The organism is Alcaligenes sp. YSL9 (assembly GCF_030515105.1).
GTDB lineage: Bacteria > Pseudomonadota > Gammaproteobacteria > Burkholderiales > Burkholderiaceae_B > Alcaligenes > Alcaligenes phenolicus.
Genome location: NZ_JALXJU010000002.1, coordinates 223673 through 249341 on the forward strand (window position 1 = coordinate 223673; position 25669 = coordinate 249341).

The window sequence follows — 25669 nt, forward strand, 5'->3', positions numbered from 1 at the left end:
ACGCGCCATGTCTGTGAATGATTTCGCTACCCGAAACAGGACATCTAGCCAGGAGGCAGCAGAGGCAGCAATTGCCCGCTACGAGCAAACCGAGGATCTGATTCAGGCCTTTGCCCATCTGGACAAGGAGCAGGTACGGCGTGTCGCCCAAGAGCAGGAGAACAACACCGGCCCTTTAAAGGGGCTGGTCATCGGCATCAAGGATTTGATCAATACGGCGGACGCTCCAGCCACCTATGGTTCGCCCATTTATCGCGACAACCGCCCCACCCAGGACGCTGCCATTGTGCAGGCCCTGCGTGCGGCCGGTGCCGTGCCTTTTGGCAAAACCGTCACCACGGAATTTGCGCTGTTCAGCCCTCCCAAGACACGCAACCCCTGGAATCTGGAGCACACGCCGGGTGGTTCGTCGTCCGGCTCGGCCGCTGCCGTGGCCGCCAATGTGGTGCCGGTAGCTTTGGGCACCCAGACAGCGGGGTCCGTGGTGCGCCCCGCCACGTTCTGCGGAATTTATGGCTTCAAACCCAGCTTCGGCGCCCTGCCCAGCAGCGGCTTGAAAACCATCAGCCCGTCTCTGGACACCTTGGGAATTTTGGGCCAGCGTCTGGAGGATGTGCGCCTTGTGTTCAACGCGCTGCGCAGCACGCCGGAAGTATCGCAAGTCCTGCAGCAAGCCCCTTTGCGCCTGAGCTTTTTGCACACGCCCTGGTGGGAGGACATTGCCGAGGATTTGCGTGATCGGCTGGAAGCGACCGTGACTCACCTGAAAATGGATGACGGCCAGTTTGAAGTTCAGCTTAGCGACAGGGACAGTCTGTTTGGTGAACTGACCCACGCGCAGCAAGCCATCATGGGAGCTGAAGTACTGGCCCATTTAAGCCATGAACGCCAGCAACACCTGGAACTGCTCTCGCCTGCTTTGCAGACTTATCTGGATAAATGCGCACAGACTCAACCTGCCGAACTGATTCAGGCTCAAGGCCTGATCAATCAGGTCAAGCGCCAACCCGAGCTGATCTTCGGCGACGCAGACCTAATCCTGAGCGCCGCCGCCTTGGGCGAGGCTCCCACACGCGACACCACGGGCGATCCCGTGCTGTGCCGTGCCTGGACGGCATTGGGCATTCCATGCATCAACTTGCCCATCGGCTTTGGCAGCCACGGGCTTCCTTTAGGACTGCAAGTGGCTGCCCGCCCTGGGCAAGATGACCTGCTACTGGAAGCGGCCACCCGCATTGCCCATCGCCTGGGCACATTAACTATCGCGCTGCCTGAACTCCGATCCTGAAGGGTCGGGCAGCTTACTCAACGGATCACATCGACAGAGGTAGGACAGGGAAACCCAATGACGGACAGCAACTGGAATCTTAAGAATCAAGCCCGCCAGCAAAGACTGCAACGTGCCAGCCGCGCACTGGGAGACTCTTTGCAAGGCAAGATATGCAGCACGGATAAAGCCAGCAGCTTGCTGGAAGCCGTATTACAAGTAGGAGATCGAGTATGTCTGGAAGGCAATAACCAGAAGCAGGCCGACTTTCTGGCCGACGCACTGGTGGGCGTCGACCCAGCGCAGATTCATGACCTGCACATGGTGCAATCCGTGCTGGCCTTGCCCCAGCATCTGGATGTGTTTGAAAAAGGCATTGCCAACCGCCTGGACTTCAGCTTTTCCGGCCCGCAAGGTGCGCGCCTGGCCAGGCTGGCCTCGGCAGGACGACTGAACATCGGTGCCATTCATACCTATCTGGAGTTGTTTGCCCGTTACTTTGTAGATTTGACCCCGAATGTCGCGCTCATCGCGGCCCAGGCCGCCGATGAGCACGGCAATCTGTACACCGGCCCCAATACCGAGGACACCCCGGCTATTGTGGAAGCCACTGCCTTTTCCGGCGGCATTGTCATCGCCCAGGTCAACGAGCTGGTCGACAGCAAGACCACCCGCCTGCCGCGTGTGGACATTCCCGCCGACTGGGTGAACTTTGTCGTGCCCGCTCCCCGCCCGCACTTTATCGAACCGCTGTTTACCCGCGACCCAGCCCAGATCAGCGAAATCCAGGTCTTGATGGCCATGATGGCGATCAAGGGCATCTACGCGGAATACGGTGTGCAACGCCTGAACCACGGCATCGGTTTTGATACCGCCGCCATTGAATTGTTGCTGCCCACTTACGGCGAATCACTGGGCCTGAAAGGCAAGATTTGCCAGCACTGGGCCTTGAATCCGCATCCCGCCCTGATCCCGGCCATCGAAGCCGGTTGGGTGCAATCGGTGCACTCCTTCGGCTCCGAGCTGGGCATGGAAAACTATCTGCGCGCCCGCTCCGATGTGTTCTTCACCGGCCCGGATGGCAGCATGCGCAGCAACCGCGCGTTCTGTCAGGCGGCTGGCCACTACGCCTGTGACCTGTTCATCGGCTCCACCTTGCAGATCGACCTGCATGGCAATAGCTCCACCGCCACGCTGGGCCGTATTGCCGGTTTTGGTGGCGCACCCAATATGGGCGCGGACGCACGTGGTCGTCGCCACGCCAGCCCCGCCTGGTTGAAAGCCGGGCAAGAGGCACGCCAAGGACGCCAAGGTGCAGCCGGTACGCCACGTGGTCAGAAGCTGGTGGTGCAGATTGTGGAAACCTTCCGCGAACACATGACGCCCGCCTTTGTGGACACCCTGGATGCCTGGACCCTGCAGGAGCAGACCGGCATGGATCTGCCGCCCATCATGGTGTACGGCGACGATGTCACTCACATCCTGACAGAAGAAGGCATCGCCAATCTCTTGCTGTGCCGTACCGACGAAGAGCGCGAACAAGCCATACGGGGTGTTGCCGGCTATACGCAAGTGGGCCTGGGCCGAGATGCCCGCATGGTGGAGAACCTGCGTGATCGCGGCATCATCCGTCGCCCTCAGGATCTGGGCATAGACCCACGCCAGGCCACCCGTAATTTATTGGCCGCACGCAGCATGCGGGATCTGGTTCAAGCCTCCGGCGGGCTGTATCAACCTCCGGCACGCTTCCGTAACTGGTAATGGCCCGTCACGCTATTTGCATTAGGAGATCACGATGACAAACATTCCTCACGGCCTGGAAACCCTGGCCTATAGCTTCAAAGGACAAGAGCCTATTGGCACCTTCCAGCCTGTGCTGGTGGGCGTGGTAGGTTCGGGCAATCTGGAAGTGCTGGCCGAGCCCAAGGACAGCGCCGAATGCACCATCCATATTCATACCTCGGCACGTGGTTTCTCCACGATCTGGGATGCGGTGGTGCGGGACTTTCACCAGCGCCATCCGCTGGCCGGTATTCACTTTGACATTAACGATATGGGGGCCACCCCTGCCGTGGTCAGTCTGCGTCTGGACCAGGCCGCCAGCGAAGCCCTGGCACGCAGCCAAGCACAAGGAACACAGTCATGAGCAGTTATCTGGAATGTTCTGCCCGCCAGCGCGTCCAGGCTCTGTTTGACGCCAACAGCTTTCACGAATGGCTGCCCCCTGCACAACGCTTGAGCAGCCCCCATCTGGCCCAGTTGGGAGTGCCTTCTTCCTTTGATGATGGCGTAGCTATCGGCCGCGCTTTGCTGGAGGGGCAGACCGTGTATGTGGCGACGCAGGAAGGCGAATTCATGGGCGGTGGCGTGGGCGAAGTCCACGGCGCCAAGCTGGTGGGCCTGCTGCGTCGAGCCATGACTGACCGTCCTGCAGGCGTAGTGCTGCTGCTGGAGTCCGGTGGTGTGCGTTTGCACGAAGCCAACGCCGGTTTGATAGCCGTCTCGGAAGTGATGCGCGCCCTGCTGGACACGCGTAATGCCGGAGTGCCTGTGATTGCTTTGGTCGGCGGGCAAAACGGTTGCTTTGGAGGTATGGGCATTGTGGCCCGCTGCACCAACCACCTGATCATGAGCGACGTCGGCCGTCTGGCCATGTCCGGCCCGGAAGTGATTGAAGCCTCCCACGGAGTCGAAGAATACGACTCCAAGGACCGCGCTTTGGTCTGGCAAACCAGTGGCGGAAAACACCGCTGGCTGACCGCCGATTGCGACGACCTTGTACCGGACACCGTGGCCGCTTTCCGCGCCGCTGCCGTACAAGGCTTGAAGAATCCAGCTCGTGGTCCCGTCACCCTGGAAGAGCTGGAACAGGAACATCAGCTGCTGGCACACCGCGCAGCCCTGCTGCCTGTGGAGCAATGGGACCAAACTGAAAATCAGGCCCAAGCCTTGTGGCAAGCACTGGGGCTGGAACAAAGTGATCAAGTCGGGCAGATGGATGCTGCAGCCGTCAAAGCATTACGCAGCCAGGAGGCGCTGTCATGAAATGGGAAACACTGGTGCAATCGCTGTTCGATACGCAGCACAGCATTAGCGAACAGGATTTGTTCTTGCAGGGCGATGCCCAGTTTGATGGCGAGACCTTGGCCGTGATCGGCACGACGGAACACGCCCCCATCGGCGTGTCCCTGGCCTTGACCCAGGCACAGGCCGTGCTGGACACCATCAAGAACCATCCTGGCCGTAGCCTGCTGCTTTTGGTCGATACCCAGGGCCAGCAACTGCGCCGCCGCGATGAGCTGCTGGGCATCAACCGTGCCATGGCTCACTTGGGCATGTGCCTGGATCTGGCCCGACGCAAAGGCCACAAGGTCATTGGGCTGGTGTACGACCAGGCCCTGTCCGGTGGCTTCATCACCTCCGGCCTGATTGCCGATGCCTGCTATGCCGTGCCCGAAGCCGAAATTCGCGTCATGCGCATTCCTGCCATGGCCCGCGTGACCAAGCTGCCCGAAGCCATGCTGGAAGAGCTGGCGCAGTCCAATCCGGTCTTTGCGCCCGGCGTAGGCAACTACGTGGCCATGGGAGGCATTCAGTCTGTCTGGGACAGCAGTTCGCCAGAGCAACTGCGTGCTTCCTTGCGGGCAGCACTGGCTCAATCCAATGATCAGGATCGCCGCGCCAGCGATGGTGCCGAACGTGGTGGCCGCCGCCTGGCTGCCCAGATCATTGAACAGGTCTTGCAGGCATCCTGATGAACGCCCAGCTGCCCGCTCGCCGTCACCACCTGATCACGCTGGACAACACAGCCTGGGATCAGGTGTTGGCTGATCTGGAGCCGACCAGCCACGCCTGCCAGAGCCTGCGTCAATGGCAGGCTCGAGGCTGGCCGCTGGTCGTCAGCCGTCAGCCAGGCGAACTGCGTAGCGGACAGTTGCAAGTGGGCATTCCTTTACCGAGCGATTGGGGGCGGCAACGTCTGTCCCTGATCGTTTCCCAGAACCAGAGCCTGTCTTGGGGCAGTTTCCCCCCCGCCCACGAAGCCCAAACCTTATTGCCAGCCTCCTTGGCGCAAGACTGGCTGAGCTTATGTCAGCGTATGCAAGCACATGGCTGCACGGCTCTGGTCTATGGCAGTTATGGCTGGGAGCTGATCACAGGACAGGGCTATGTGCGTGAAGGTTCAGACCTGGATTTGCTGCTACCCGTGCAGAGCGCCACGCAAGCAGATCGTCTGGTGGAGCTATTAAGTGCAATCAGCGAATTGTCCGGTTTGCCCCGCCTGGATGGAGAGTTGCTGTTCCCGGATGACGCGGCCATCGCCTGGCGTGAATGGCAGCAATGGCGCAGCGGTGCCAGCAGCAAAGTCATGATCAAACGCACTCATGGTGTACGTATTCAGGCGCACTCGGACTGGCCCGAGCACGCTCCTGCTCCGGAGTCCTCTCATGCTGCTTGATGCAATTGAAACCAGAACATTGGCGCATCGCCCCACTGCCCCCGACTTCATGGATCCATCCCGTTCCTGGAGTTGTGCGGCCATAGGCCGTGCGGCGGTTCTGGCGCTGTATGACGAGCTGATTCTGGCTCCCAAACCGGGGCTGGTTTCCTTGCTCGACAGCGGCAGCCATGACGATATGGATGCCAGCACTTTTTATCGCAGTCTGTTTGCCCTGCGCCATTATTTTTCTGACATGGCGGCTCTGGGCCAACAGCGTGTTCCATTCAGCCAGCTGCAAACTCGCGGGATTGCAGCGGAGGCTCGCATGCAGGCGGCAACCGGGGGCATCAATACCCACCGTGGCGCCATCTTCATGCTGGGCCTGCTGTGCGCAGCCGCAGGCGCTTGCCTACCTTTTCGCACCCTGACTCCCGCCACGATTCGGGACCAACTTCAAACATTATGGGGGGCGACTTTACAGGCCCGCAGCCTGCAAGCTTCGTCCGCACTGCCGGGCGGACGGGCGGTACGCCGCTACGGCTTGCAAGGCGCGAACCAGGAAGCAGCCCAGGGCTTTCCCACCTTGTTTGAAACGGCCTGGCCCGCCTGGCAAGTCGCTGTCAAAACCTTGTCTCCGCACAGCACACCAGTGGCAGAACAGCAGTTGCAAACCGTAGGTCTGCATACCTTCTTTTCTGTTATGGCGGTCCTTGACGATAGTAATCTGGCCCATCGTGGCGGACTGGAGGGGCTACACTACGCGCGCCGCTGCGCCATGCACTACCTGCAAGCAGGCAGTGCATTCAGCCCCGATGCGGTGCAACGCGCGCAAGCCTTGCATCAAGCCTTCATGAAGCGTCGCCTGTCCCCCGGCGGCGCGGCCGACACCTTGTCGGCCTGCTGTTGGCTGGATCGCTTGCAAGCCTATGCACCCGGCAGTGCCAGCCAGCGTCGCCCTACTGGAGCCTGACTATGAAAATCGCCCTGCTGTTTTCCGGGCAAGGCATGCAATACGCAGACATGCTGCCCTGGATAAATCCGGCCAATCCCTTGCTGCTGCAAATGCAGGAGCAGTTGCACGTTCCCGATTGGCGCGCTGCCATGCGCGATACCCGTTGGGCCAGCACCAATGCCCATGCCCAAGTTGTGCTGACAGCTTGCGCCTTGGCCGCTTGGCAGGAATTGCAGGAGCACGTCCCTGCCCTGCAAACCTCCAGGCGATCTTTGGTGGCTGTGGCGGGCTACAGCATTGGTGAACTGGCAGCCGCTTGTGTAGCGGGTGTGTTATCTGCCAGTAATACCATCCAGCTCGCCGAACAAAGAGCCGCCTTGATGGATCAAGCCGGGGCCGGACAGGACAGCAGCATGCTGGCGATAAGTGGGGTTTCAATTCGCACGATTGAACAATGGTGCCAAGCACACGGCGCTGCCCTGGCCATACGCAATGGTCCTGATAGTGCTGTCTGTGCGGGACCACGTGACAAGCTTGCTGCCCTGGAAAAATTCGCTCAAGAACAAGGGGCACGTTGCACACCCCTGGCCGTGAATATTGCCTCCCATACCCATTGGATGAGCAGCGCATCCCAGGCCTTTCAAGAGCAACTGAATCAAAGCGAACTGACTGCCCCGACCTTGCCTTGGCCCACCAATGCCGGTCTATGGGTGCATAACGCCACTACCGCTGCCCAGGCCTTATCAGCGCAGTTGATGCAAACCGTGCAATGGGATTCGTGCATGGAGCAGATTGAAGAGCGACAGCCCAATGTGGTGCTGGAGATTGGTCCGGGCCGCAGTCTGGCGACCATGTGGAATCAACGCTATCCGGAGATTCCTGCGCGCGGTGTGGATGAGTTCCAAACCCTGGATGGCTTGCAACGCTGGCTGTCTCGCTGGGCTGGATAAACGCAAGACAGCGGCTTGCACAGACCCGCATCAACCCGACGTCGGCCCTTCTTTTTCCAACTGAGTACGCACGATCCGGCAGGCCCGTAACAAGCTCAACACATTCGGGCTGCGCTCGCGCGACTTCATGCACACCAGGCCGATACGCTGTGAATGTCGATACTTCGGCTCCAGGCTCAGCCACTGAATCTTGTCAGAAAAAACCGCTTTGGCTCGCGCAGGTAAAAGGGAGCATCCCACACCACCACTGACCAGGCTCATCAAGGAAAAGATGTCTCCGGTGCGCATCACAATATCGGCATCAAACCCAGCTTTGGCCAACATGCGCTGCATATCCCGCCCCGTTGCAAAATCATCGGTCAGCGACACAAAACGTTCCTTGGAACAACGCTCCAGATCCACCACGGACGAGTCCGATCCTTGCCAATCCATGGGAGCAGCAAACATCAGCTCATCATCAAAAATGGGCAGCACTTCCAGATCATCCGGTTGCTCCTGCGGCAACTCGATCAGGGCTGCATCAATATGACCACCCCGCAACTTTTGCAGCAGCTTCTCGTTGGAGTCCAGCACCAGATCAATCTGCAATAAAGGCTTGTGAACCTTCAGCTCTACCAAAAGGCGCGGCACCAAACGTATCGTCAGCGAGTACATGGAGCCTATGCGCAACTGATCCGACGAATACCCCCCGGCTTCGCGGGCAGCATCAATGCCATGCTGCAAGGTACGTATGGTTTCCTTGGCCGCTTCGGCCAGCTCGCGCGCCGACTCCTGTGGCACCAGATTGCGGCCTTCCTGCAAGAACAGCGGGCAGCGCAACCCTTCCTCCAGGCTTTTCAAGGCCCGATGCACGCTCACCGCACTGGTGCCCAATTGTTCTGCGGCACGGGCAATCGTGCCGGCTTCCAGAAAAGCCAGCAGAACTTCCAGGCGTCGTACCGTGATTTTTTCGTCGATCAGAAACATCGTGAGGGCAGGTGGAAAAACAGCGCCAGAGCAAAGAGTACAGTATGGGAGAAGCCCGCAGTAAGTCCAATGCAGGCTAACCCGAAAAAAATGCCCCAAGCCGCTAAAAGCAAGGCTTGGGGCATTCATACTTTCTATCGGAACCGCATGGGCTTGAAGCCTGCAGGACACGGTTCAAAGCTGGAGTCTGGCCTTGAACCCATCATGTTCACGCAGCCTTTTTCTCGCCAACCGACTGCACGATTTCACGTACTGGAACGGGCGTCTGCAAACCAGCCTGATTCAGCACTTGGACCGCACGGCGGAACAGATCAAAACGGGCATCCCAGAAGTCAGCAGCATTGATCCACGCACGCAGATTGACGGTGATTACGCTGTCCTTGTACTCCATGACCATGACCAAAGGAGCCGGGTCTTTCAGCACCTGAGGATGTTCATTGAGCAGGTCTTGCAGCAGCTTGATGGCCAGGTCCAGATCATCGCCATAACGTACGCCCACCCCGAAGTCCAAACGACGAGTGGTGTTACGGCTGTAGTTGATGATAGGGTTGCCCCAGATCAGGCTGTTGGGCAGCGTAAATTGAATGCCATCCACTTGCTCAAAGCGGGTCAGGAACAAACCCACTTCCTGCACGGTGCCGTCACCTTTACCAACAACCGACACAAACTCGCCCGCACGCAAGGGACGCAGCATCAGCAACATGATGCCGGCGGCGATATTTTGCAGTGTGTTCTGCAAGGCCAAGCCCACCGCCAAACCGGCGGCACCCAGTACCGCGATAATGCTGGCGGTCTGCACACCAAAACGGGCCAACACGGCAATCAGCACAAAGATGCGGATTGTCCAGACCGTTACGGACTGGGCCATAGGCACAATCGTCGGATCCACTCGAGGCGAGCGGGCTGCCATGCGCTTGATGGCACGACCGGCGACGGCAGACAGCCACCAGCCAATAATCAGAATCAACAAAGCAATCACGACGTTGAGCGCAATCGCGACAACGGCTGGAAACTCTGTCATCCAGGCTTGCAATTTTTCCACGTTTCAATCTCCTCAATTAAAAGGCAAAGCACCGAAGGGACTGGCCGCCAAGGGTAAACATTGCTAGTGCGCATCATAGCCTTGGGACGGGTCTGAACCCAAGTTGAGCAAGCCCACCATCTTATCCCCGAAAACTGTGGATAGCTCATAGGAAAAACTGGGCAAATCAGAAAAACCTTCCGTAGTATCAGCCACTTGAAAACCACGAACAGAAAACATCCAAATCCGGAAACAGACGCCAGCTTATCCCCATAAAATGTGGACAAGTCACAGGATAAACCGTGAATCACTGCACTTATCCCCGTGCAATCAAGCACTTAGAAATAGCGAGCAGAGAATCGACAATTCTTTACCATTTTTTTCCTCGGGCAAGCCTCAGCTTGTTGAAAACCGGCTTATCCACAAAAGATGTGCATAAAAATAGGGAAAACCCCTGTATTAGCAAAAAATAGGCTTATAAAACAACCACCTAAGTAGCCAGGTCAGGGATTCACCATTTTGCACCTGTTCAAGCCGGTACGCGCCACAGGGAAGCCAGCCAATGCTGCTCCTGCGGCGGCCTGTCTGTGGGGCGATAAAAGTGATCGATATAGTCAAAGCCCGCTTGCTCCAGACGCTCTGACCACTGCTCCCAACTGTAGTAGCAACCATAGCGCTGACCATTCCAGCCTTCTTGCCCCTGACCGCGCGGATTGGAGGAGAACAGCACGCCGCCCGGTCGCAGACTGTGCCGCAAAGCGGTCAAAACTGCAGGCAGCTCCGCGCTGGGTATATGGAATAGAACCGCATTGGCAAACACACCATCAAAAGCCGCAGCGGGCAAATTCAAATCCAGAAAGTCCTGATGCAGCACCGGCAAGCCAGTTTGCTGACGAGCCATCTCCACGAAAGCCGCACAGCCATCCAGGCCCACCGGGCGGTGACCCATGGCCTGAAACGCGACCAGATCCCGCCCCGGTCCACAGCCCAGATCCAGAATATCCACAGGCCCCGGCAAGCCGATGGCTGCCAGCAAAGCATCGCGATTCTGGCTGACATCATGATCCCACGTGCCGTCCCGATAAGCCTGCGCATGGTCCTGGTAATGATTGACGGTGCGACGACTGGTTTCTTTCATCTGAACATCCTTGCCTATGCTATGGGTTTACTTGACGCTGCCTAACGATGGATCGACTATATCCTGAGTCCAATTTGAATCTGATGCCATGAAGCCAAGCTATCCGCTCTCCGTCCTAGACCTGTCCCCTATTGTTCAGGGCTCTACCCCGGCCCAGTCCTTTCGCTGTTCGGCGGACATTGCCCGTCATGCCGAGCAGTGGGGCTATCACCGTTACTGGCTGGCCGAACACCACGGCATGCCCGGTATTGCCAGTGCTGCCACTTCAGTTCTGATCGGGCACATTGCCGGTCAAACCAGCCGCATTCGTGTGGGCGCGGGCGGCATCATGTTGCCCAACCATTCCCCTTTGGTGATTGCCGAGCAGTTTGGAACGCTGGCCTCCCTGTACCCCGGCCGTATTGACTTGGGCCTGGGTCGTGCCCCTGGCTCCGACCCCGAAACCGCCCGCGCCTTGCGCCGCAATCTGAACAGCGACCCCGACCAGTTTCCGCGCGACGTGCTGGAACTGATGGACTATATGTCCGACGAGCCGCGCAACCGCATCATGGCCGTGCCCGGTCGCGGACTGAATGTGCCGGTCTGGATTCTGGGCTCCAGCCTGTTTGGTGCTCAACTGGCCGCCGCCTTGGGCTTGCCCTACGCCTTTGCTTCGCATTTTGCACCTGCTCAATTGATGGACGCTATTGAGGTTTACCGCCGTCAGTTCCAGCCTTCCGTGCATCTGGAAAAACCGTATGTCATGCTGGGCTACAACGTCTTTGCCGCCGACACGGAAGACGAAGCCAAGCTGCTGGCCTCCTCCTGGCAACAGTCTTTTGTGAACCTGCGCAGTGGTCGTCCAGGCCAGTTGCCCCCCCCCGTGCGTGATTACTACGAGCAATGCAGCCCGCCGGCCCAGCATCTGCTGGACTCCTTGCTCAGCTGTACGGCCATTGGCAATCCGGAGCAAGTGCTTGAACAGATGAAAGGCTTCATTCAACTGACCGGCGCCAACGAGCTGATGCTGAACGCCAATATCTTTGACCACAACAAGCGCTTGCGCTCCTACGAGATTGCCGCCGAGCTGCGCGGCAGTCTGGTATGAACCCACGCCATCTTCAGGAGACCGCACTGCGCTACTTCCAGGAAGTAGCGCGTTGTGGCTCTATCTCGCAGGCGGCCAGCAATCTGCATGTGGCCACATCAGCCATCAGCCGCCAGATCAGCGGACTGGAAGAAAACCTGGGCATGGCCTTGTTCGAGCGTCATGCCCGTGGCATGAACCTGACCGCTGCGGGAGAACTGCTGCTGGCCCATGCCCGTCGCAGCGCCATGGATGCCGAGCGCACCTTGCACGATATTGCCGCCTTGCAAGGGCTACAAACCGGCCTGATACGCATCGCCTCCTCTGAAGGTTTGGCCGCCCAGCTACTGCCGCAGTGCATCGCACAATTTCGTGAAAAACATCAGGGCATACGTTTTCAACTGGACGTACTGCCACCTCACCGCATCACCATGCTGCTGCTAAGCGGCCAGATTGATATAGGCATCAAATTCACTCAAACAGCCGAAAAAGACATCAAGACCTTGTTCCGCCGCGATGCGCCCGTCATGGCTCTGGCGGTTCCCGGCCACCCGGTCACCCGTACCGAACGCATCAGCCTGAAAAGCCTTCTGGCACACCCTCTGGCCTTGCCCGGCCCCGACACCACCGTGCGGCAAATGATGGATGTGGCCTGCAGCGCACAGAACCTGAGTCTGGACCCGGTATTCAGCAGCAATCACATGCAGTCTCTGCATCAATTTGCCTTGTCCGGCGCAGGCGTGACGGTGTCCGCCCTGCTCTCGGCTCGTCACCTGATTGAGCAAGGTTTGCTGCAAGCCAGTTTCATTCATGAACGCGGCTTGCTGAATCGTCAAATTGAAGTGCAGGCCCTGGCTGGCCGCCGCTTGCCCTCTATTGTTCGCCGCTTTCTGGACGAGTTGCTGCCGCAGCTTGAAGTCGACCCGCAAGCCTTGCCAAAATAGCAACGCTGACCTGCTTATTTGTTGCTGGTTCGGCATCATCGCCTTTCCTATCATCTCTTGATTGAGGAGATAGCCATGACAAGACCCAGCAACGCCGCAAGCAACGCGCAGCCCCCATCGACCCGTCGCCCCTGGCGGCGTCTTGCCCAAACCTTATTAGGTGCTGTTCTGGCCGTCAGTAGCGTGGCGGCCCATGCCAGCGATTGGCCTGATCGTCCCATTCGCCTGATCGTACCCTTCCCCACTGGCGGTGCCACCGACGTCATCAGCCGCCTGATTGCCGAAAGCGCGGCCAAAGCGATGAACGCCAACATCATTGTGGACAACCGCACGGGCGCGGGCGGCACGATCGGTTCAGGCGAAGTCGCTCGCAGCAAGCCCGATGGCTACACCCTCCTGTTCACCACCAGCAGCACCCACGCGATTGCTCCGCACCTGTACAAGTCCCTGCCCTACGATGCAGACAAAGACTTCACCCCTATCGCCCATTTGGGCGATGCCGCCAGCGTCTTGCTGGTGAACCCGTCCGTACCCGCACAAACGCTGCCAGAGCTGATTGACTATGCTCGCGCCCATCCTGATGAGTTGAACTACGCCAGCAGTGGCAATGGCACCATCGTGCACCTGGGCACCGAAGCCTTTTTGAATCAGGCCAATATCGTCATGTCCCACGTTCCATACCGCGGAACCGGTCAGGCCATTAACGATATGCTGGGCGGTTCCATTCATGTTTTACTGGACGCCATCCCCACCGGGATGCCCTATGTGAACAACGGCCAGTTGCGCGCCCTGGCAGTAACCGGCCAGCAGCGCTCGCCGCTGGCACCCGATTTGCCCACCTTTCAGGAGTCCGGCCTGCCGGGCTATGAGTCGGTGACCTGGTTTGGCCTGTACGCCCCTGCAGGCTTGCCCGACGAAATTCGTGACAAGGCTTATGAGGCCTTTTCACATGCCGTTCAGGACCCCAAAGTACGCTCGCGCCTGCAAACATTGGGCGTGGATCAACCCCGCAGCACCAGCCGAGAAGAGTTTATCTCTTTGGTCCGCGAGGACAGCGCACGCTGGCAAGGCCTGATCCAACTGACTGGAATACAGATTCAATGAACAAGACTGACACCTGTATGGACTGGAACAACCCCTACCCGTCCGCCCGCTCTGCGGTACTTGGCCAGAACATGGTCAGCACCTCCCACCCCTTGGCCGCGCAAGCGGGCCTGCGCATGTTGCAGGCCGGTGGCAATGCCGTCGATGCCGCCCTGGCGGCCGCCATCACACTGACTGTGGTCGAACCCACGGGTTGCGGGATAGGCAGTGATGCCTTTGCCATCGTCTGGGACGGCAAAGAGCTGCATGGCTTGAACGCCTCCGGGCGCTCTCCCCGTGGCTGGTCGCCGGATCGTTTCAAAGGTCACGATGCCATCCCCGACAAGGGTTGGGAAAGTGTCTCCGTTCCCGGTGCGGTCTCTGCCTGGGCCGAGCTATCCAGCAAGCTGGGCCGTCTGAGTCTGGAGCAAGTGGCCGCCCCGGCGATTCATTACGCCCGAGAAGGCTTCCCGGTCTCGCCCGTAATCGCGCGCTTGTGGGAGCTAGGTCGTCAGCGTCTGGGCGATCAACCCGGTTTTGCCGAAGCCTTTTTACGTGATGGCAAAGCACCAGTCGCTGGCCAGTGGTATCAGAACCAGGACCAGGCCAATACGCTGGAACGCATTGCGGCCACCCAGGGTCAGGACTTCTACACCGGCGAGCTGGCCAAACGCATCGCCGACTTCTCCCGCCAGCATGGCGGCGCCATGGATGAGCAGGATCTGGCCGAGCACCGCGCGAACTGGTGCGGCACCATCAGCCATCCTTTTGCCCAGTCCGTGGTTCACGAAATCCCGCCCAATGGACAAGGTCTGGCGGCCTTGATGGCCTTGGGCATCATGGAACAAGCTGGTGTGGGCCAGCAGCCGCTGGACCATATCGACACGGTGCATTTGAGCATTGAAGCCATGAAGCTGGCTTTTGCAGATCTGTACGAGCACCACGCAGATCTGGAGCACATGATTCATCATCCCGAGCATTTGCTGGACCCGGCCTATCTGCGCGAGCGCGCCGCCCTGATTCAGATGGACAAGGCAGGCGACCCCAAGCACGGCCTGCCTGGCCCCTCCGGCACGGTCTATGTCACCGCCGCTGACGCGAGCGGCATGATGGTGTCCCTGATCCAGTCCAACTACATGGGTTTTGGTTCCGGCGTGGTTGTTCCCGGCACCGGCATCAGCATGCAGAACCGTGGTCATGGCTTTACCCTGCGCCCCGGTCATGTGAATGAAGTGGCCGGTGGCAAGCGCCCTTCGCACACCATCATTCCGGCCTTTGCCATGAATGCCGATGGCACCCCTCAAATGTCTTTTGGTGTGATGGGTGGCCCATTCCAGTCGCAAGGCCATATGCAAATGGCACTGCGTGTTCTGCTGTACGGTCAGAACCCGCAGGCCGCTGCCGATGCCCCACGCTGGCGCGTGACGGGTGGCCGTGGGGTGGCGGTAGAACCCACTTTCGAGCCAGCCCTGGTTCAGGCCTTGCGCGAGCGCGGTCATGAAGTCGTCGTTGAACCCGGTAGCGGTGTGTTCGCCTTTGGCGGTGCACAACTGATTCTGCGCCAAGGCAATCATTACGTGGGCGGCTCCGACCCGCGTAAAGATGGACAGGTGGTGGCTTACTAAGCCTATTTGCCTTCCAGAGATCACTGCCACTTTCTGATTGGGGTCTGGATAAGAACATCCAGACCCCAAATACCTTTGGGCCTCCCTATCTCTATTCAGACAAACCACTCGACGAAACAAAGACACGCTCACCAAGGCCCCATCCCTTCAGCCTCCTTCAAGGCTCAGCCCTGTCCACCAAAGAGCCAGGCACAGCCCCCAAAGCAGACTCCAGCATCGACTTGGCTCACTAAACGTACACCGTGGTCAATATCTGACAATTTACCTACACAAAGACTGTGTTTTTATCAGGTTTTCTTCAGCCAGGCAGAATGACTGCTGTACCATCAAAAATTGCCGCTTCATACCCCGGAAGCGGTTTTCTATTTGTCTAAACGGCCCTGTCATCCAGAGGGCCGTACGCTGGAGCCCATTCGGTGCTGTCATTCTTTGAACGTCGATTAGATCCCTATCCCGAACAACACGTCGCCCCTCCTCCCAAAGGATTTTTCCCCTTCATCTGGGCCTGTACGAAAAATTCACGCGGCTGGATTGGCTTGATGACCGTAACCTCGATTGGCCTGTCGGCCTACGAGGCCATGCTGTTTGCCCTGCTCAGCTATATCGTGGACTGGCTGCCCTCGATTGAACCTGCCCAGTTCTGGAGCCAGCAGGGTGGCACGCTGTTGACCATTGCCGCTGTTCTGCTGGGCAGCGTCGTGCTGATCAGCCTGCATACGCTGGTCATGCACCAGGTACTGGCCATCAACTTCCCCATGCGCCTGCGTTGGCTGTTTCACAAGCTGATGCTGAATCAGAGCATGTCCTTTTACGCGGACGAGTTTGCCGGTCGCATCACCACCAAGATCATGCAAACCGCTCTGGCGGTGCGTGAAACTCTGTTCATGGCCGTGGAAGTGGTCGTGGGCATGAGCGCCTACCTGATCGGTATTCTGATTCTGGCAGGCAGCTTTGACCGCCTGCTGATCCTGCCCTTCCTGCTCTGGCTGGTAGGCTACGCTTTGGCCTGCGTGTACTTTGTGCCCCGTCTGGGCAAAGTCGGAGCTGAACAGGCCGACGCCCGTGCGCTGATGACGGGCCGTATTACCGACGCCTACACCAATATCAACACGGTCAAGCTGTTTGCCCACACACGCCGTGAAGCTGACCATGCCAAGAACGCGATGCGCCGCTTCCAGGAAACCGGCCATGCCCAGATGCGTCTGATCAGCATGTTTGAAGTGACCAACCATGTGCTGGCTACTGTCTTGCTGATCAGTTCGGCAGGCCTGGCCTTGTACTTGTGGTCGATTGATCAATCCACAGCCGGTGTAGTGGCGGCCGTCATTGCCATGGCACTGCGTCTGTCCGGCCATTCCCATTGGCTGATGTGGGAGCTGACCAATCTGTTCGAGAACGTAGGCACGATTCAGGACGGCATCAACACCTTGACGCAAAAACCCACAGTGGTAGATGCTCCCGATGCCAAGCCCCTGCAAATCGAGCAAGGTCGCATCGAATTCCAGGACGTGAGCTTTGCCTACCGCGATAAAAGCCGTCAGGTGATCGACAAGCTCAATCTGGTGATCAAACCGGGCGAGCGCGTTGGTCTGATTGGCCGTTCTGGCGCGGGCAAGTCCACGTTGGTCAACCTGCTGCTGCGTTTCCATGATGTGGATAGCGGCACCATCCGCATTGATGGCCAGGACATTGCCCACGTCACGCAGGACAGTTTGCGTGCCGCCATTGGCATGGTGACGCAGGATACCTCCTTGCTGCACCGTTCCATGCGCGACAACATTCTGTATGGCCGCCCGGATGCCAACGACGAGCTGCTGCATATGGCCGTTGAGCGTGCCGCCGCTGCCGACTTCATCCCCCAGCTGCATGACCGCCAGGGCCGTGAGGGCCTGGAGGCGCATGTGGGCGAGCGCGGTGTGAAACTGTCTGGCGGCCAGCGTCAGCGTGTGGCAATTGCCCGCGTCATGCTGAAAGACGCCCCCATCCTGTTACTGGATGAAGCCACCAGCGCGCTGGACTCTGAAGTGGAAGCCGCCATCCAGGAAAGCCTCAACACCCTGATGCACGGCAAGACGGTAATTGCCATTGCCCACCGCCTGTCCACCATTGCGGCACTGGACCGCTTGATTGTGCTGGATCAGGGCCGCATCATCGAGCAAGGCAGCCACCAGGAATTGCTGGAAAAAGGTGGTTTGTATGCTCGTTTGTGGGCACGTCAAAGTGGTGGCTTCCTGGGAGAGACTGGCAAACAAGATAGTTAAAACGTGTCACTTGCTTGCAAAAAAAAACTGACGTTACATCTTTGTCCCATTAGAATTTCGAAAGATCAAACTTCGCCGTGCTTGCGGCGAAGTTTTTTTTCAACTTATTCAGCCCATACATAGAACAAGATTATGTTTTTAGTCTTCCCCGATTCCGCCGCCATTGCGGCACACCTGAGCGCCCGTCTTCAGGAAATTATTCGTCAGGATCCACAAGCGACTCTGGGTCTGGCAACCGGGGGGACCATGGAACCCGTCTACGCCCGTTTCGTACAGGACGTACGTGCCAATGGGCTGGATGTCTCCAAGATCAACAGCTTCAATCTGGATGAGTATGTGGGTCTGGCGGCAGCGCACGAGCAAAGTTACGCCTACTACATGCGCCAGCACCTGTTCGGCCAACTGCCTTTTGATGCCGCTCGTTTGCATCTGCCCAATGGCCTGACCCAAGAGCTGGAGCAGCACTGCCAGGACTACTCCGCCGCGATTGCGGCCAGTGGGGGTGTCGCCTTGCAATTGCTGGGCGTAGGCACCAACGGCCACATCGGCTTTAACGAACCGGGCACCCCTTTTGACAGCCGCACCCATGTGGTGGCCCTGTCCGAGCGCACCCGTATCGACAACAGCCGCTTTTTTGATTCCATGGACGAAGTGCCTGCATCGGCCATCACCATGGGGATTGCCGATATTCTGAGCGCCCGTGAAATTGCCCTGGTGGTCACCGGCGAGCACAAGGCTCGCACCATGCTCAATTACCAGGAAGGCGGTGTCACGCCCGAGCTGCCTTTCACAGCCTTGAAGCAGCACGCCAACACCCACATCCTGCTGGATGAGGCGGCTGCCAGCCTGCTAGACCCCAGCCTCTGCCACCGTCCCCTGATCAGCCAGGCTGCCTGAGCCAGCTTGCCAGCCCCCGCCCAGTGCTCGGAAGAGCGCCGCGCGGGATTGCAGACGTGCCTGCATCAAACTGACGCGCACATCCTGAGCGGCGTACAAGGTACGCTGCGCATCCAGTAAAGACAGCAAGGTTTCCGAGCCAGAGCGATAACGTGCTTCGGCCAGTTCAAACGCCAGCCTGGCTTGCTCCCACTCCAGCTCCATAGTCTGCGCCTGGGCATCAAGGCTATGCAGTTGTGCCAGCACGCCTTCCACATCCATATAAGCTTGCACAATGGTCTGCCGATACTGCGCCAGCCATTCCTGCAAACGGGCGTCGCTCAAATCCTTGCCCGCCTCCAGACGACCGGCATTGAAGATAGGCGCCACCAGCCCGCTGATCAGGCTGTAGACCGGATGGCGCAAGCTTTCTTCCCAATGATTGCCCGATGCCCCTGCCCGCGCCCCCAAGGTCAGGCTGGGATACATGGCAGCGCGCGCCACATGCACATCGGCATGAGCCGCTGACAACTGGGCCTCGATGCGCGCAATATCAGGGCGCTGCGACAAGAGCTGTGAAGGCAGACCTGCTTCCAGCTCTGGTACCTGCAAGCTGGCAATATCCTCCTGCGGCTCGGGCATGATTTCAGTACGGCCCAACAAGGTCGCCAGCTCCACCCGCGTGCGAATGGCCTGTTCTTCAATCACAAACAATTTGCGCTGTTGCGAAGCCAGCAATTGGCGTTGCTGTGCCAGCTCCAAAGGCGAAGCTGCCCCCGCCTGCAAGCGTGCTTCCAGCAGGCTCAACAAGCGTTGCGCAACGGCCAGGTTTTGACGGGCAATGGCGACGCGCTGTTTGTCGCCCAAGGCTTGCAGGCTTAAATGCACCACCTGCGCCTGCACGCTGACACGCAGCACATCCAGCTCGTAATTTGCCGCCTGGGCCAGGAACACGGCACTGTCGGCCTGAGCACGATTGCGTCCCCACACATCCAGCTCGTAGCTCATGAACACACCGGCCACATATTGCGAGCGAGTGTCTCCATGCGAGGAAGAAAACGGCGCATCTCTTTGCGCAGACAGATTGCCCTGCAATTCCGGCAGCAAACTGGCTCCGGCCATGCGTGCCTGAGCCTGCGCCTGCAAGATCCGGGCCTGTGCCTGACGCAGCACCGCCACGTCCTTCAAGGCTTCCTGCATCAGGCTATTCAAGGCGGGGCTGTTATAAGCACGCCACCACTCCGGCTCTACCTGGGCCAGTACAGGACTGGGTGTCGCCTTGGCTTGCTGTTGATACGCCTGGGGCAGCGTCGGCGGGGTCTTGTCCAGATCAGAGGACAAGGAGCCGCACGCTTGCAGCACAAGCGTGCTCATGGCCCCTGCTATCCATCGGTAATGAGCCATGCTTACTCCCCTGCCAAAGCCTGAACGGGGTCCAGCGCGGCCGCCGTTCGTGCTGGCATATAGCCAAAAACCATGCCCGTCACCACGGCGCAGCCAAAGGCGCCCAAGGCCGCCCGCAAGGAAAACACCACATCCACCCCACCAAAAATCAGGCCGATACCCACCACAGCACCAGCCAGCACGCCCAGGCAGCCGCCTGTAATCGTCAACAAAACCGCCTCAGTCAGAAACTGGCGCATGATGTCACTTTGCCGTGCACCGGTTGCCATGCGTATGCCAATTTCCCGCGTGCGTTCACGCACCGTCATCAACATTACGTTCATGACCCCGATGCCGCCCACCACCAAAGACACGGCGGCAATCAGGCCCAGCATCATGCTCATGGCCTGACGCGTGGAAGCCTCTGCCTGCAAGCGAGCCGCTGCATTCCCGATTGAAAAGTCTTCTCGCCCACCATGACGCTGTGTCAGCAACTGACGCATGTCTTGTTCCGCTTCCAGAACGGTGGAACTGTCCTGCGCATCAATCACCACATAGTCGGGCTGCGTCTGGGCCTGATACACACGGGCACGCGCCGCATGATAAGGCACAAACACCATATCGTCGTAAGCCTGCGCGCCCGAATCGGCACCGCGCTCCTGCATTACCCCGACCACCTCAAAAGGTGAATTGCCGATCAGGAGCTGCTGCCCCAACGGCACGTCCATATCGGGGAAGAATTGCTTGGCGGCACGATGTCCCAGCACAACCAGGGGAGCCAGATCCCGGTCCTCGGCATCGGTGTAGTAGCGACCTTGTGCCAGCTGCCAGCGATGAATATCCGGCATGGTTTCATTGGCGGCAAACACATACACCTGGCGGTCCACGCTGCCACGCCGCACGGTAATCGGATCTCCAATCACCGGCATGACACGCCGTATCAATGGCAGCTCGCCAATCGCCTCCAGATCCTCTTCTGTCAGCTGTCCCTTGGCGACCCCATTGGGCGGTGATGAACTGCTCAAGTAAATGATCGTGGTCCCCATCGTGCCCATCTGATCCATGACACGTTGGCGAGCACCTTCGCCCACCGCCAGCATCACGATGACCGAGGCCACCCCGATGATCACGCCTAACAAGGTCAAGGCCGTGCGATGACGGTTAATGAACATGCTGCGCAAGGCGCTGCGGGTAGCATCCTTGACCTCCGAAACCCAGGGCGAGCGGCGGTGCTCGGGCGGTGGTAAAGACTGCTCAAGCTTGGACTCGGTGGCCGTTTCTGGGCGGCTATCCGAGAGGATGCAGCCGTCACGAATTTCAATAATCCGGTCTGCCATCGCCGCGACCTCATGATCGTGCGTAATCAGGATAATGGTGTGACCAGAGTTCGAGAGCTTGCGCAGCAAGGCCATCACTTCTGCACCACTGCGCGAGTCCAGCGCACCCGTGGGTTCGTCGGCCAGAATGACACGGCCACCGTTCATCAAGGCACGAGCAATAGACACCCGCTGCTGCTGGCCGCCGGACAACTGATTGGGCCGGTTATCCAGCTTGTCCGCCAGACCTAGGCTACTGAGTAATTCTGCGGCACGTGCCGCACGCGCGCCCTCATCCATTCCCGCGTAAATGGCAGGCATCTGGACATTTTCACTGGCGCTTTCAGTCGGAATCAGGTGATAGCCCTGAAAGACAAAACCAAAGGTCTCACGGCGCAACTGGGCCAGTTCATCAGGACTGAGCTGTGCGACATCCCGACCTTGAAAAAGATAGGTGCCGTTGCTGGGCTTATCCAGACAACCCAGCAGATTCATCAGTGTCGATTTACCCGACCCCGAGGCCCCCACAATCGCCACAAACTCGCCCGGCTCAATACTCAAGCTGACATCGAACAGAACCTGCACAGCCGGCTTAGTGCTGGGCGGGCCGCCATAGATACGGTTAATGTCCCGCAGTTCAATCAAAGGAGGTGCAGCCCCTACCATTGCAGCCACCGCCAGCCACGCTCAGGAGTGAGCACCGCCAGAACAACGTGCTCCCCTTTAGCCAGCCCGTTCACGACTTGTACCTGGTGACGATTACGCACTCCCAGGTCGACCGGCTTTTCCTGCACCTTGCCCCGCTCCAGCACCGGCACCGTAAAAGCATCAGGACCACGATCAGGGTCTGGGCGTAAAGCCACCAGGGGTATCAGTAAGGCCTGGTCGGCACGATCAATCTCAAACAGCACCTGCGCCGTCATCTGCGGCATCAATTCGCCGTCTTCATTGGCCACATCAAACAGCACCGTATACATGATGGCCTGTGTGGCAGTCGGTGCCGCCGCCGTGCTTTCATCCTGAGTGCTGCCCTCTGGCGCAGGCATGATTTGGCGAACCTTGGCCTGCCATTGACGCGCCCGCGTTTCGCCCTGCTCCCCCAGCGTCGTGAAGGTGACGGTCATACCGGGCTTGATACGACGAATATCAGCCTCGGACACGCTGGTCCACACTGTCATGGTGCTCAGGTCTGCAATGCGCAGAATGTTGGGAGTTTGATACGTGGCATTCAGCGTCTGACCTTCACGCGCCTGCACGCCAATGACCGTGCCACTCATGGGCGCGTAAATGCGCGTATAGCCCAAGCGCGCCTCATCGGCTTTCAGCGTGGCCTGAGTCTGCTCCATCTGCGCTTGCACATGTGCTACCCGAGCCTGCGCAGTCGCCAGATTGGCTTGGGCAATCTGAATATCTTCCTGACGGCTGGCCTGCTGGCGCTCCAGTTGACGCTGGCGAGCCAATTGCTGACGCGCCAATAAAAGCTGAGCCTGCTGCTCGGCCAACTGGGCCCGGAACGCGGCCAAGGAAGCGCGGCCTGCATCGACGGTGGCTTGCTGCACACTGGGATCGATTTCCACCAGCAACTGGCCCTGCTCAACCTGATCGCCCGGCGCAACCGGCAAAGCCGTAATCTGCCCGGACACCTGCGCACCCACGTCCACATAGCGACTGGGCTTCAAAGTTCCCACCGCAGCAACGGTAGCGCGTATATCACTTTGCTCCACGGCCACCGTTTCAAACTGCTCTGAAGAACGCCCGGCCTGAGCGGCGAGCGCCCCCAGCACCAGCACCGCCACCAGGGCCAACGCCCAGCGGCGCTTTACTGCTTTGGACTTCATAACTAATCCCAAAAAACCGTAGATCTGCACCCGCCGTATCATGCGCGGCAGGTGATCAAAAAAACAAAAGTGGTCAAGAAGGCAGGTACTTGCTTAGACCAAAACCGGCTCCACGCTACTTAGCAGACAAGGAGGTTCCCACCTAAACAGTGCAGTCAAGCGGACAGGGCAAGAGGTCCTTTTTCAGGCCTTCCTTATAAAGACGTTTGAGAGCCCACTTTCCGGACATTTATTTTGTAAAAGTTATAGCGATGGGCTTGAGATAAGGGCGTCAAACATTTGCTGGACGCCCTATGTGGTGGAGAACAGGCAGGACTGTGCCCCCTGCCCGGTCCTTTCCTTAAAACTCCGCCGAGACACTCAGCATGAACGTGCGTGGCTGCGACAAGACCAGATAGCCATTATTGGGATAGCCACCGACCGAAGCCCAATACGCCGTATCGGCCACATTCTCGACACTGGCCCTGAACGTCATGGGCACACCGGAAATCTTGCGCTGATAGCTGGCCCCCAGATCCCAACGCACCCAACCTGGCACACGGATCGCATTGGCCGAATCCGCGTAACGGGCACCGGTTGCCAACAACTGCGTATCCAGCGACAAGCCTGTCACCTGCGGCACATCCCAGGTTAGGCCCAGACTGCCTTGCCAACGCGGCACGCCAATCACACGCTGACCTTCGCTCAGCGGGTCACCCGTGTTTTTCTGCTTGGTGTCCAAGGCGGTCACCCCACCCAGAATGCGCAGGGAGTCCGTCAACTGGCCGTAGAAGCTCAGCTCCAACCCGTTATGGCGATCCTTGCCCGCTTCCACAAAACGCAGATCGTCGTTCACCACACCACGCGGTTTGGTCGTGGTGAAGAAGGTCAGCCCACCGCCCATGGAACCGTTGTCGTACTTGATTCCCAGCTCTTTTTGCTTGGCCACAAAGGCCGACAAGCGCTGCCCGGCGTTTTGAACCGGCTGATTGTTAAAGCGAGTCGGTGCCAGATCGCCTTGCGCCAGGCTTTCCGTGTAGTTGCCGTACAAAGCCCATTCATCAGTCAGCTTGAACACCACACCCGCAGCAGGGCTGGTATGTTGCTGACGATCTTTGCGCTGCAAGGCCTGGGTGCCATAGTCATAGCTGCGCATTTCCATGATTTGATGGCGCAGCCCCAACATGACTTCCAGCCTGTCGTCCCAGAGATACATCAGGTCGCCCAGGGTATAACTGGTCAGTTTGGTGCGTCCCACCAAAGCGGGTGAACCCAAATCTCCCCCGGTATAAGCGAAGGGTGACAAGGCGTGATTCACAGGATCATAAAGATTACTTTCCTGCACGCTACCCATAGCCCAGGCATTTTTCTCTTTGTGGTCATACAAAGAAGCAGCAGCGACCAGCTCATGCAACACAGGCCCGGTCTCAAAACTGGCTCGCAAACCCAACTCGCCTGTTTTCACGTCATCACGTCGGGAATTGTTGAAACGCGAGAAGGTGGTTTTTCCAGAAACGGCATCCGTTACCGTCTGAGTCGCAAGCTGATTTTTTTCCTTGCCATCTTTCATACCGAAAGCAGCCCACAGGGTCATGGAATCATTCAGATCATATTCCCCGCGTACCGTCCCAAAAATGGTTTTCTCATTAGAGTAGGTCCAGGGCTGGGCGAAGTTGCGCGTGTGCGAAGGCAAGCCCGGCAAAGCGGACAAGCCCGCCTTTAAAGCCACATTAGGCCGGACTTCACGCAGCTTATGTTCTTGATAGCCCAAGTCCGCCGACAAACGTACACGCTCACCACGCCAATCCACCCCTACCGTGTACAGGTCCAGACTGGTGTGCTCATTGTCGACCGCCGTATCACCACTGCGTTTGATGGCATTGATGCGAATGCCTGCCGCATCATCGGCAAAACGACGCGCAATATCCGCCTTGATCTGGCTTTGCCCGCCACTACCATAACCTGCACCGACCTTGGTCAGCGGGCTCTCGCCAGCCCGTTTGGGCAGCACATTGATCGTGCCCCCAATACCACCGCCGGAAGGCGCGGCACCGTACAGAAAGCCACCTGCGCCATGCAGCACTTCAATACGCTCGGCCAGTTCGGCAGCCGTCGCTTGCCGGGGCAGCAAACCAAACAAACCGTTGTAGGCAATATCATCGGACGCCGTCAAAAAGCCCCGAATGAAAAAACTTTCCTGAAAATTGCCAAAACCACGGGCCACGCGCACGGAAGGATCATGGCGCACCACATCGGCTACGGTCGACGCCTGCAATTGCTCGATATAGCGGCTGGTGTAGCTATTGACGCTGAAAGGCGAGTCCATGTTTTCAAGAGAACCCAATATCCCCACTCGCCCGCCGCTGGCGACCTGACCGCCCGCATACTCCGGCAACAAGCCCTGACGCGACGCATCCGCACTGGCATTAACGGTAATGGTGGACAACTCCTGCGGCTGGGCAACATCCCTCTGGTCTTGCGCCTGAGCCTGACAATGAAGAGCAAACAGAGACAGGACAAGAGAGAGTCCCAGGCAAGGCTTGAATAAGCTGGTCATCACGAT

Annotated in this window: 21 protein-coding genes; 14 read left to right on the plus strand and 7 right to left on the minus strand. The window is 58.6% G+C overall.

Annotated elements, in window-relative coordinates; genetic code table 11:
* The first annotated feature begins 7 nt into the window (after nucleotides 1-7).
* Genes M2Q46_RS09185 through M2Q46_RS09220 form a run of 8 tightly spaced genes read left to right on the plus strand, consistent with a single transcriptional unit; the run spans nucleotide 8 to nucleotide 7610 of the window.
* Nucleotides 8-1288: an amidase gene (locus tag M2Q46_RS09185; RefSeq protein ID WP_115634115.1), complete on the plus strand. Its 1281-nt coding sequence runs from the start codon at nucleotides 8-10 to the stop codon at nucleotides 1286-1288.
* Between the two features lie 57 nt (nucleotides 1289-1345).
* A complete protein-coding gene (gene mdcA, locus M2Q46_RS09190; RefSeq protein WP_009457830.1) occupies nucleotides 1346-3028 on the plus strand; it encodes a malonate decarboxylase subunit alpha in 1683 nt (560 codons plus the stop codon).
* Nucleotides 3029-3062: 34 nt separating this feature from the next.
* A complete protein-coding gene (mdcC, locus tag M2Q46_RS09195; protein WP_009457832.1) occupies nucleotides 3063-3413 on the plus strand; it encodes a malonate decarboxylase acyl carrier protein in 351 nt (116 codons plus the stop codon).
* Nucleotides 3410-4312, plus strand: a complete 903-nt coding sequence (locus tag M2Q46_RS09200) for a biotin-independent malonate decarboxylase subunit beta (protein WP_302357107.1) — start codon at nucleotides 3410-3412, stop codon at nucleotides 4310-4312. The genes mdcC and M2Q46_RS09200 overlap by 4 nt, the downstream gene beginning before the upstream one ends.
* The gene (gene mdcE / locus M2Q46_RS09205; protein ID WP_022983522.1) at nucleotides 4309-5022 is read left to right on the plus strand and encodes a biotin-independent malonate decarboxylase subunit gamma; all 714 of its coding nucleotides are present in this window, start codon (nucleotides 4309-4311) and stop codon (nucleotides 5020-5022) included. Before M2Q46_RS09200 ends, mdcE begins: the two co-directional genes overlap by 4 nt.
* On the plus strand, nucleotides 5022-5726 hold the full coding sequence (gene mdcG / locus M2Q46_RS09210) for a malonate decarboxylase holo-[acyl-carrier-protein] synthase (protein WP_302357109.1): 705 nt from the start codon (nucleotides 5022-5024) through the stop codon (nucleotides 5724-5726). Before mdcE ends, mdcG begins: the two co-directional genes overlap by 1 nt.
* Nucleotides 5716-6678: a triphosphoribosyl-dephospho-CoA synthase gene (locus M2Q46_RS09215; protein ID WP_302357110.1), complete on the plus strand. Its 963-nt coding sequence runs from the start codon at nucleotides 5716-5718 to the stop codon at nucleotides 6676-6678. Before mdcG ends, M2Q46_RS09215 begins: the two co-directional genes overlap by 11 nt.
* Before the next feature lie 2 nt (nucleotides 6679-6680).
* The gene (locus M2Q46_RS09220; RefSeq protein ID WP_302357111.1) at nucleotides 6681-7610 is read left to right on the plus strand and encodes an acyltransferase domain-containing protein; all 930 of its coding nucleotides are present in this window, start codon (nucleotides 6681-6683) and stop codon (nucleotides 7608-7610) included.
* Nucleotides 7611-7640: 30 nt separating this feature from the next.
* Here the strand turns inward: M2Q46_RS09220 and M2Q46_RS09225 are convergent, their stop codons facing one another.
* The 3 genes from M2Q46_RS09225 to M2Q46_RS09235 form a co-directional block, all read right to left on the minus strand.
* Nucleotides 7641-8576, minus strand: a complete 936-nt coding sequence (locus tag M2Q46_RS09225) for a LysR substrate-binding domain-containing protein (protein ID WP_026484233.1) — start codon at nucleotides 8574-8576, stop codon at nucleotides 7641-7643.
* Between the two features lie 208 nt (nucleotides 8577-8784).
* Nucleotides 8785-9597 carry a mechanosensitive ion channel family protein gene (locus M2Q46_RS09230; protein ID WP_035271438.1) on the minus strand — a complete coding sequence of 271 codons (813 nt, stop codon included), beginning with the start codon at nucleotides 9595-9597 and terminating at the stop codon, nucleotides 8785-8787.
* 529 nt (nucleotides 9598-10126) lie between these two features.
* On the minus strand, nucleotides 10127-10735 hold the full coding sequence (locus tag M2Q46_RS09235; protein WP_302357112.1) for a class I SAM-dependent methyltransferase: 609 nt from the start codon (nucleotides 10733-10735) through the stop codon (nucleotides 10127-10129).
* Between the two features lie 88 nt (nucleotides 10736-10823).
* On the opposite strand from M2Q46_RS09235, the gene M2Q46_RS09240 reads away from it, so the two are divergent.
* The 6 genes from M2Q46_RS09240 to M2Q46_RS09265 all read left to right on the plus strand — a co-directional run bounded on the left by M2Q46_RS09240 (nucleotide 10824) and on the right by M2Q46_RS09265 (nucleotide 18611).
* Nucleotides 10824-11822, plus strand: a complete 999-nt coding sequence (locus M2Q46_RS09240; RefSeq protein ID WP_026484230.1) for an LLM class flavin-dependent oxidoreductase — start codon at nucleotides 10824-10826, stop codon at nucleotides 11820-11822.
* Nucleotides 11819-12745 carry a LysR substrate-binding domain-containing protein gene (locus tag M2Q46_RS09245; RefSeq protein ID WP_026484229.1) on the plus strand — a complete coding sequence of 309 codons (927 nt, stop codon included), beginning with the start codon at nucleotides 11819-11821 and terminating at the stop codon, nucleotides 12743-12745. Before M2Q46_RS09240 ends, M2Q46_RS09245 begins: the two co-directional genes overlap by 4 nt.
* Before the next feature lie 75 nt (nucleotides 12746-12820).
* Entirely contained in the window at nucleotides 12821-13849 is a 1029-nt protein-coding gene (locus tag M2Q46_RS09250; protein ID WP_302357113.1) for a tripartite tricarboxylate transporter substrate binding protein, read from the plus strand.
* A complete protein-coding gene (locus tag M2Q46_RS09255) occupies nucleotides 13846-15453 on the plus strand; it encodes a gamma-glutamyltransferase family protein (protein WP_302357114.1) in 1608 nt (535 codons plus the stop codon). Before M2Q46_RS09250 ends, M2Q46_RS09255 begins: the two co-directional genes overlap by 4 nt.
* Before the next feature lie 416 nt (nucleotides 15454-15869).
* Nucleotides 15870-17714 (plus strand): ABC transporter ATP-binding protein, encoded by a 1845-nt coding sequence (locus tag M2Q46_RS09260; protein WP_009457855.1) that lies wholly within the window; start codon nucleotides 15870-15872, stop codon nucleotides 17712-17714.
* A 132-nt stretch (nucleotides 17715-17846) separates the two neighbouring features.
* The gene (locus tag M2Q46_RS09265; protein WP_203145019.1) at nucleotides 17847-18611 is read left to right on the plus strand and encodes a glucosamine-6-phosphate deaminase; all 765 of its coding nucleotides are present in this window, start codon (nucleotides 17847-17849) and stop codon (nucleotides 18609-18611) included.
* Here M2Q46_RS09265 and M2Q46_RS09270 read toward each other — a convergent pair.
* From M2Q46_RS09270 to M2Q46_RS09285, 4 genes are all read right to left on the minus strand, one after another.
* Nucleotides 18564-19964, minus strand: a complete 1401-nt coding sequence (locus tag M2Q46_RS09270; RefSeq protein WP_302357115.1) for an efflux transporter outer membrane subunit — start codon at nucleotides 19962-19964, stop codon at nucleotides 18564-18566. The two genes, M2Q46_RS09265 and M2Q46_RS09270, sit on opposite strands and share 48 nt — an antisense overlap.
* 32 nt (nucleotides 19965-19996) lie before the next feature.
* On the minus strand, nucleotides 19997-21955 hold the full coding sequence (locus tag M2Q46_RS09275) for an ABC transporter permease (protein ID WP_302357116.1): 1959 nt from the start codon (nucleotides 21953-21955) through the stop codon (nucleotides 19997-19999).
* Nucleotides 21949-23127 carry an efflux RND transporter periplasmic adaptor subunit gene (locus tag M2Q46_RS09280; protein ID WP_257113116.1) on the minus strand — a complete coding sequence of 393 codons (1179 nt, stop codon included), beginning with the start codon at nucleotides 23125-23127 and terminating at the stop codon, nucleotides 21949-21951. The genes M2Q46_RS09275 and M2Q46_RS09280 overlap by 7 nt, the downstream gene beginning before the upstream one ends.
* A gap of 340 nt (nucleotides 23128-23467) precedes the next feature.
* Nucleotides 23468-25663: a TonB-dependent siderophore receptor gene (locus M2Q46_RS09285; protein WP_302357117.1), complete on the minus strand. Its 2196-nt coding sequence runs from the start codon at nucleotides 25661-25663 to the stop codon at nucleotides 23468-23470.
* Nucleotides 25664-25669: the final 6 nt, after the last annotated feature.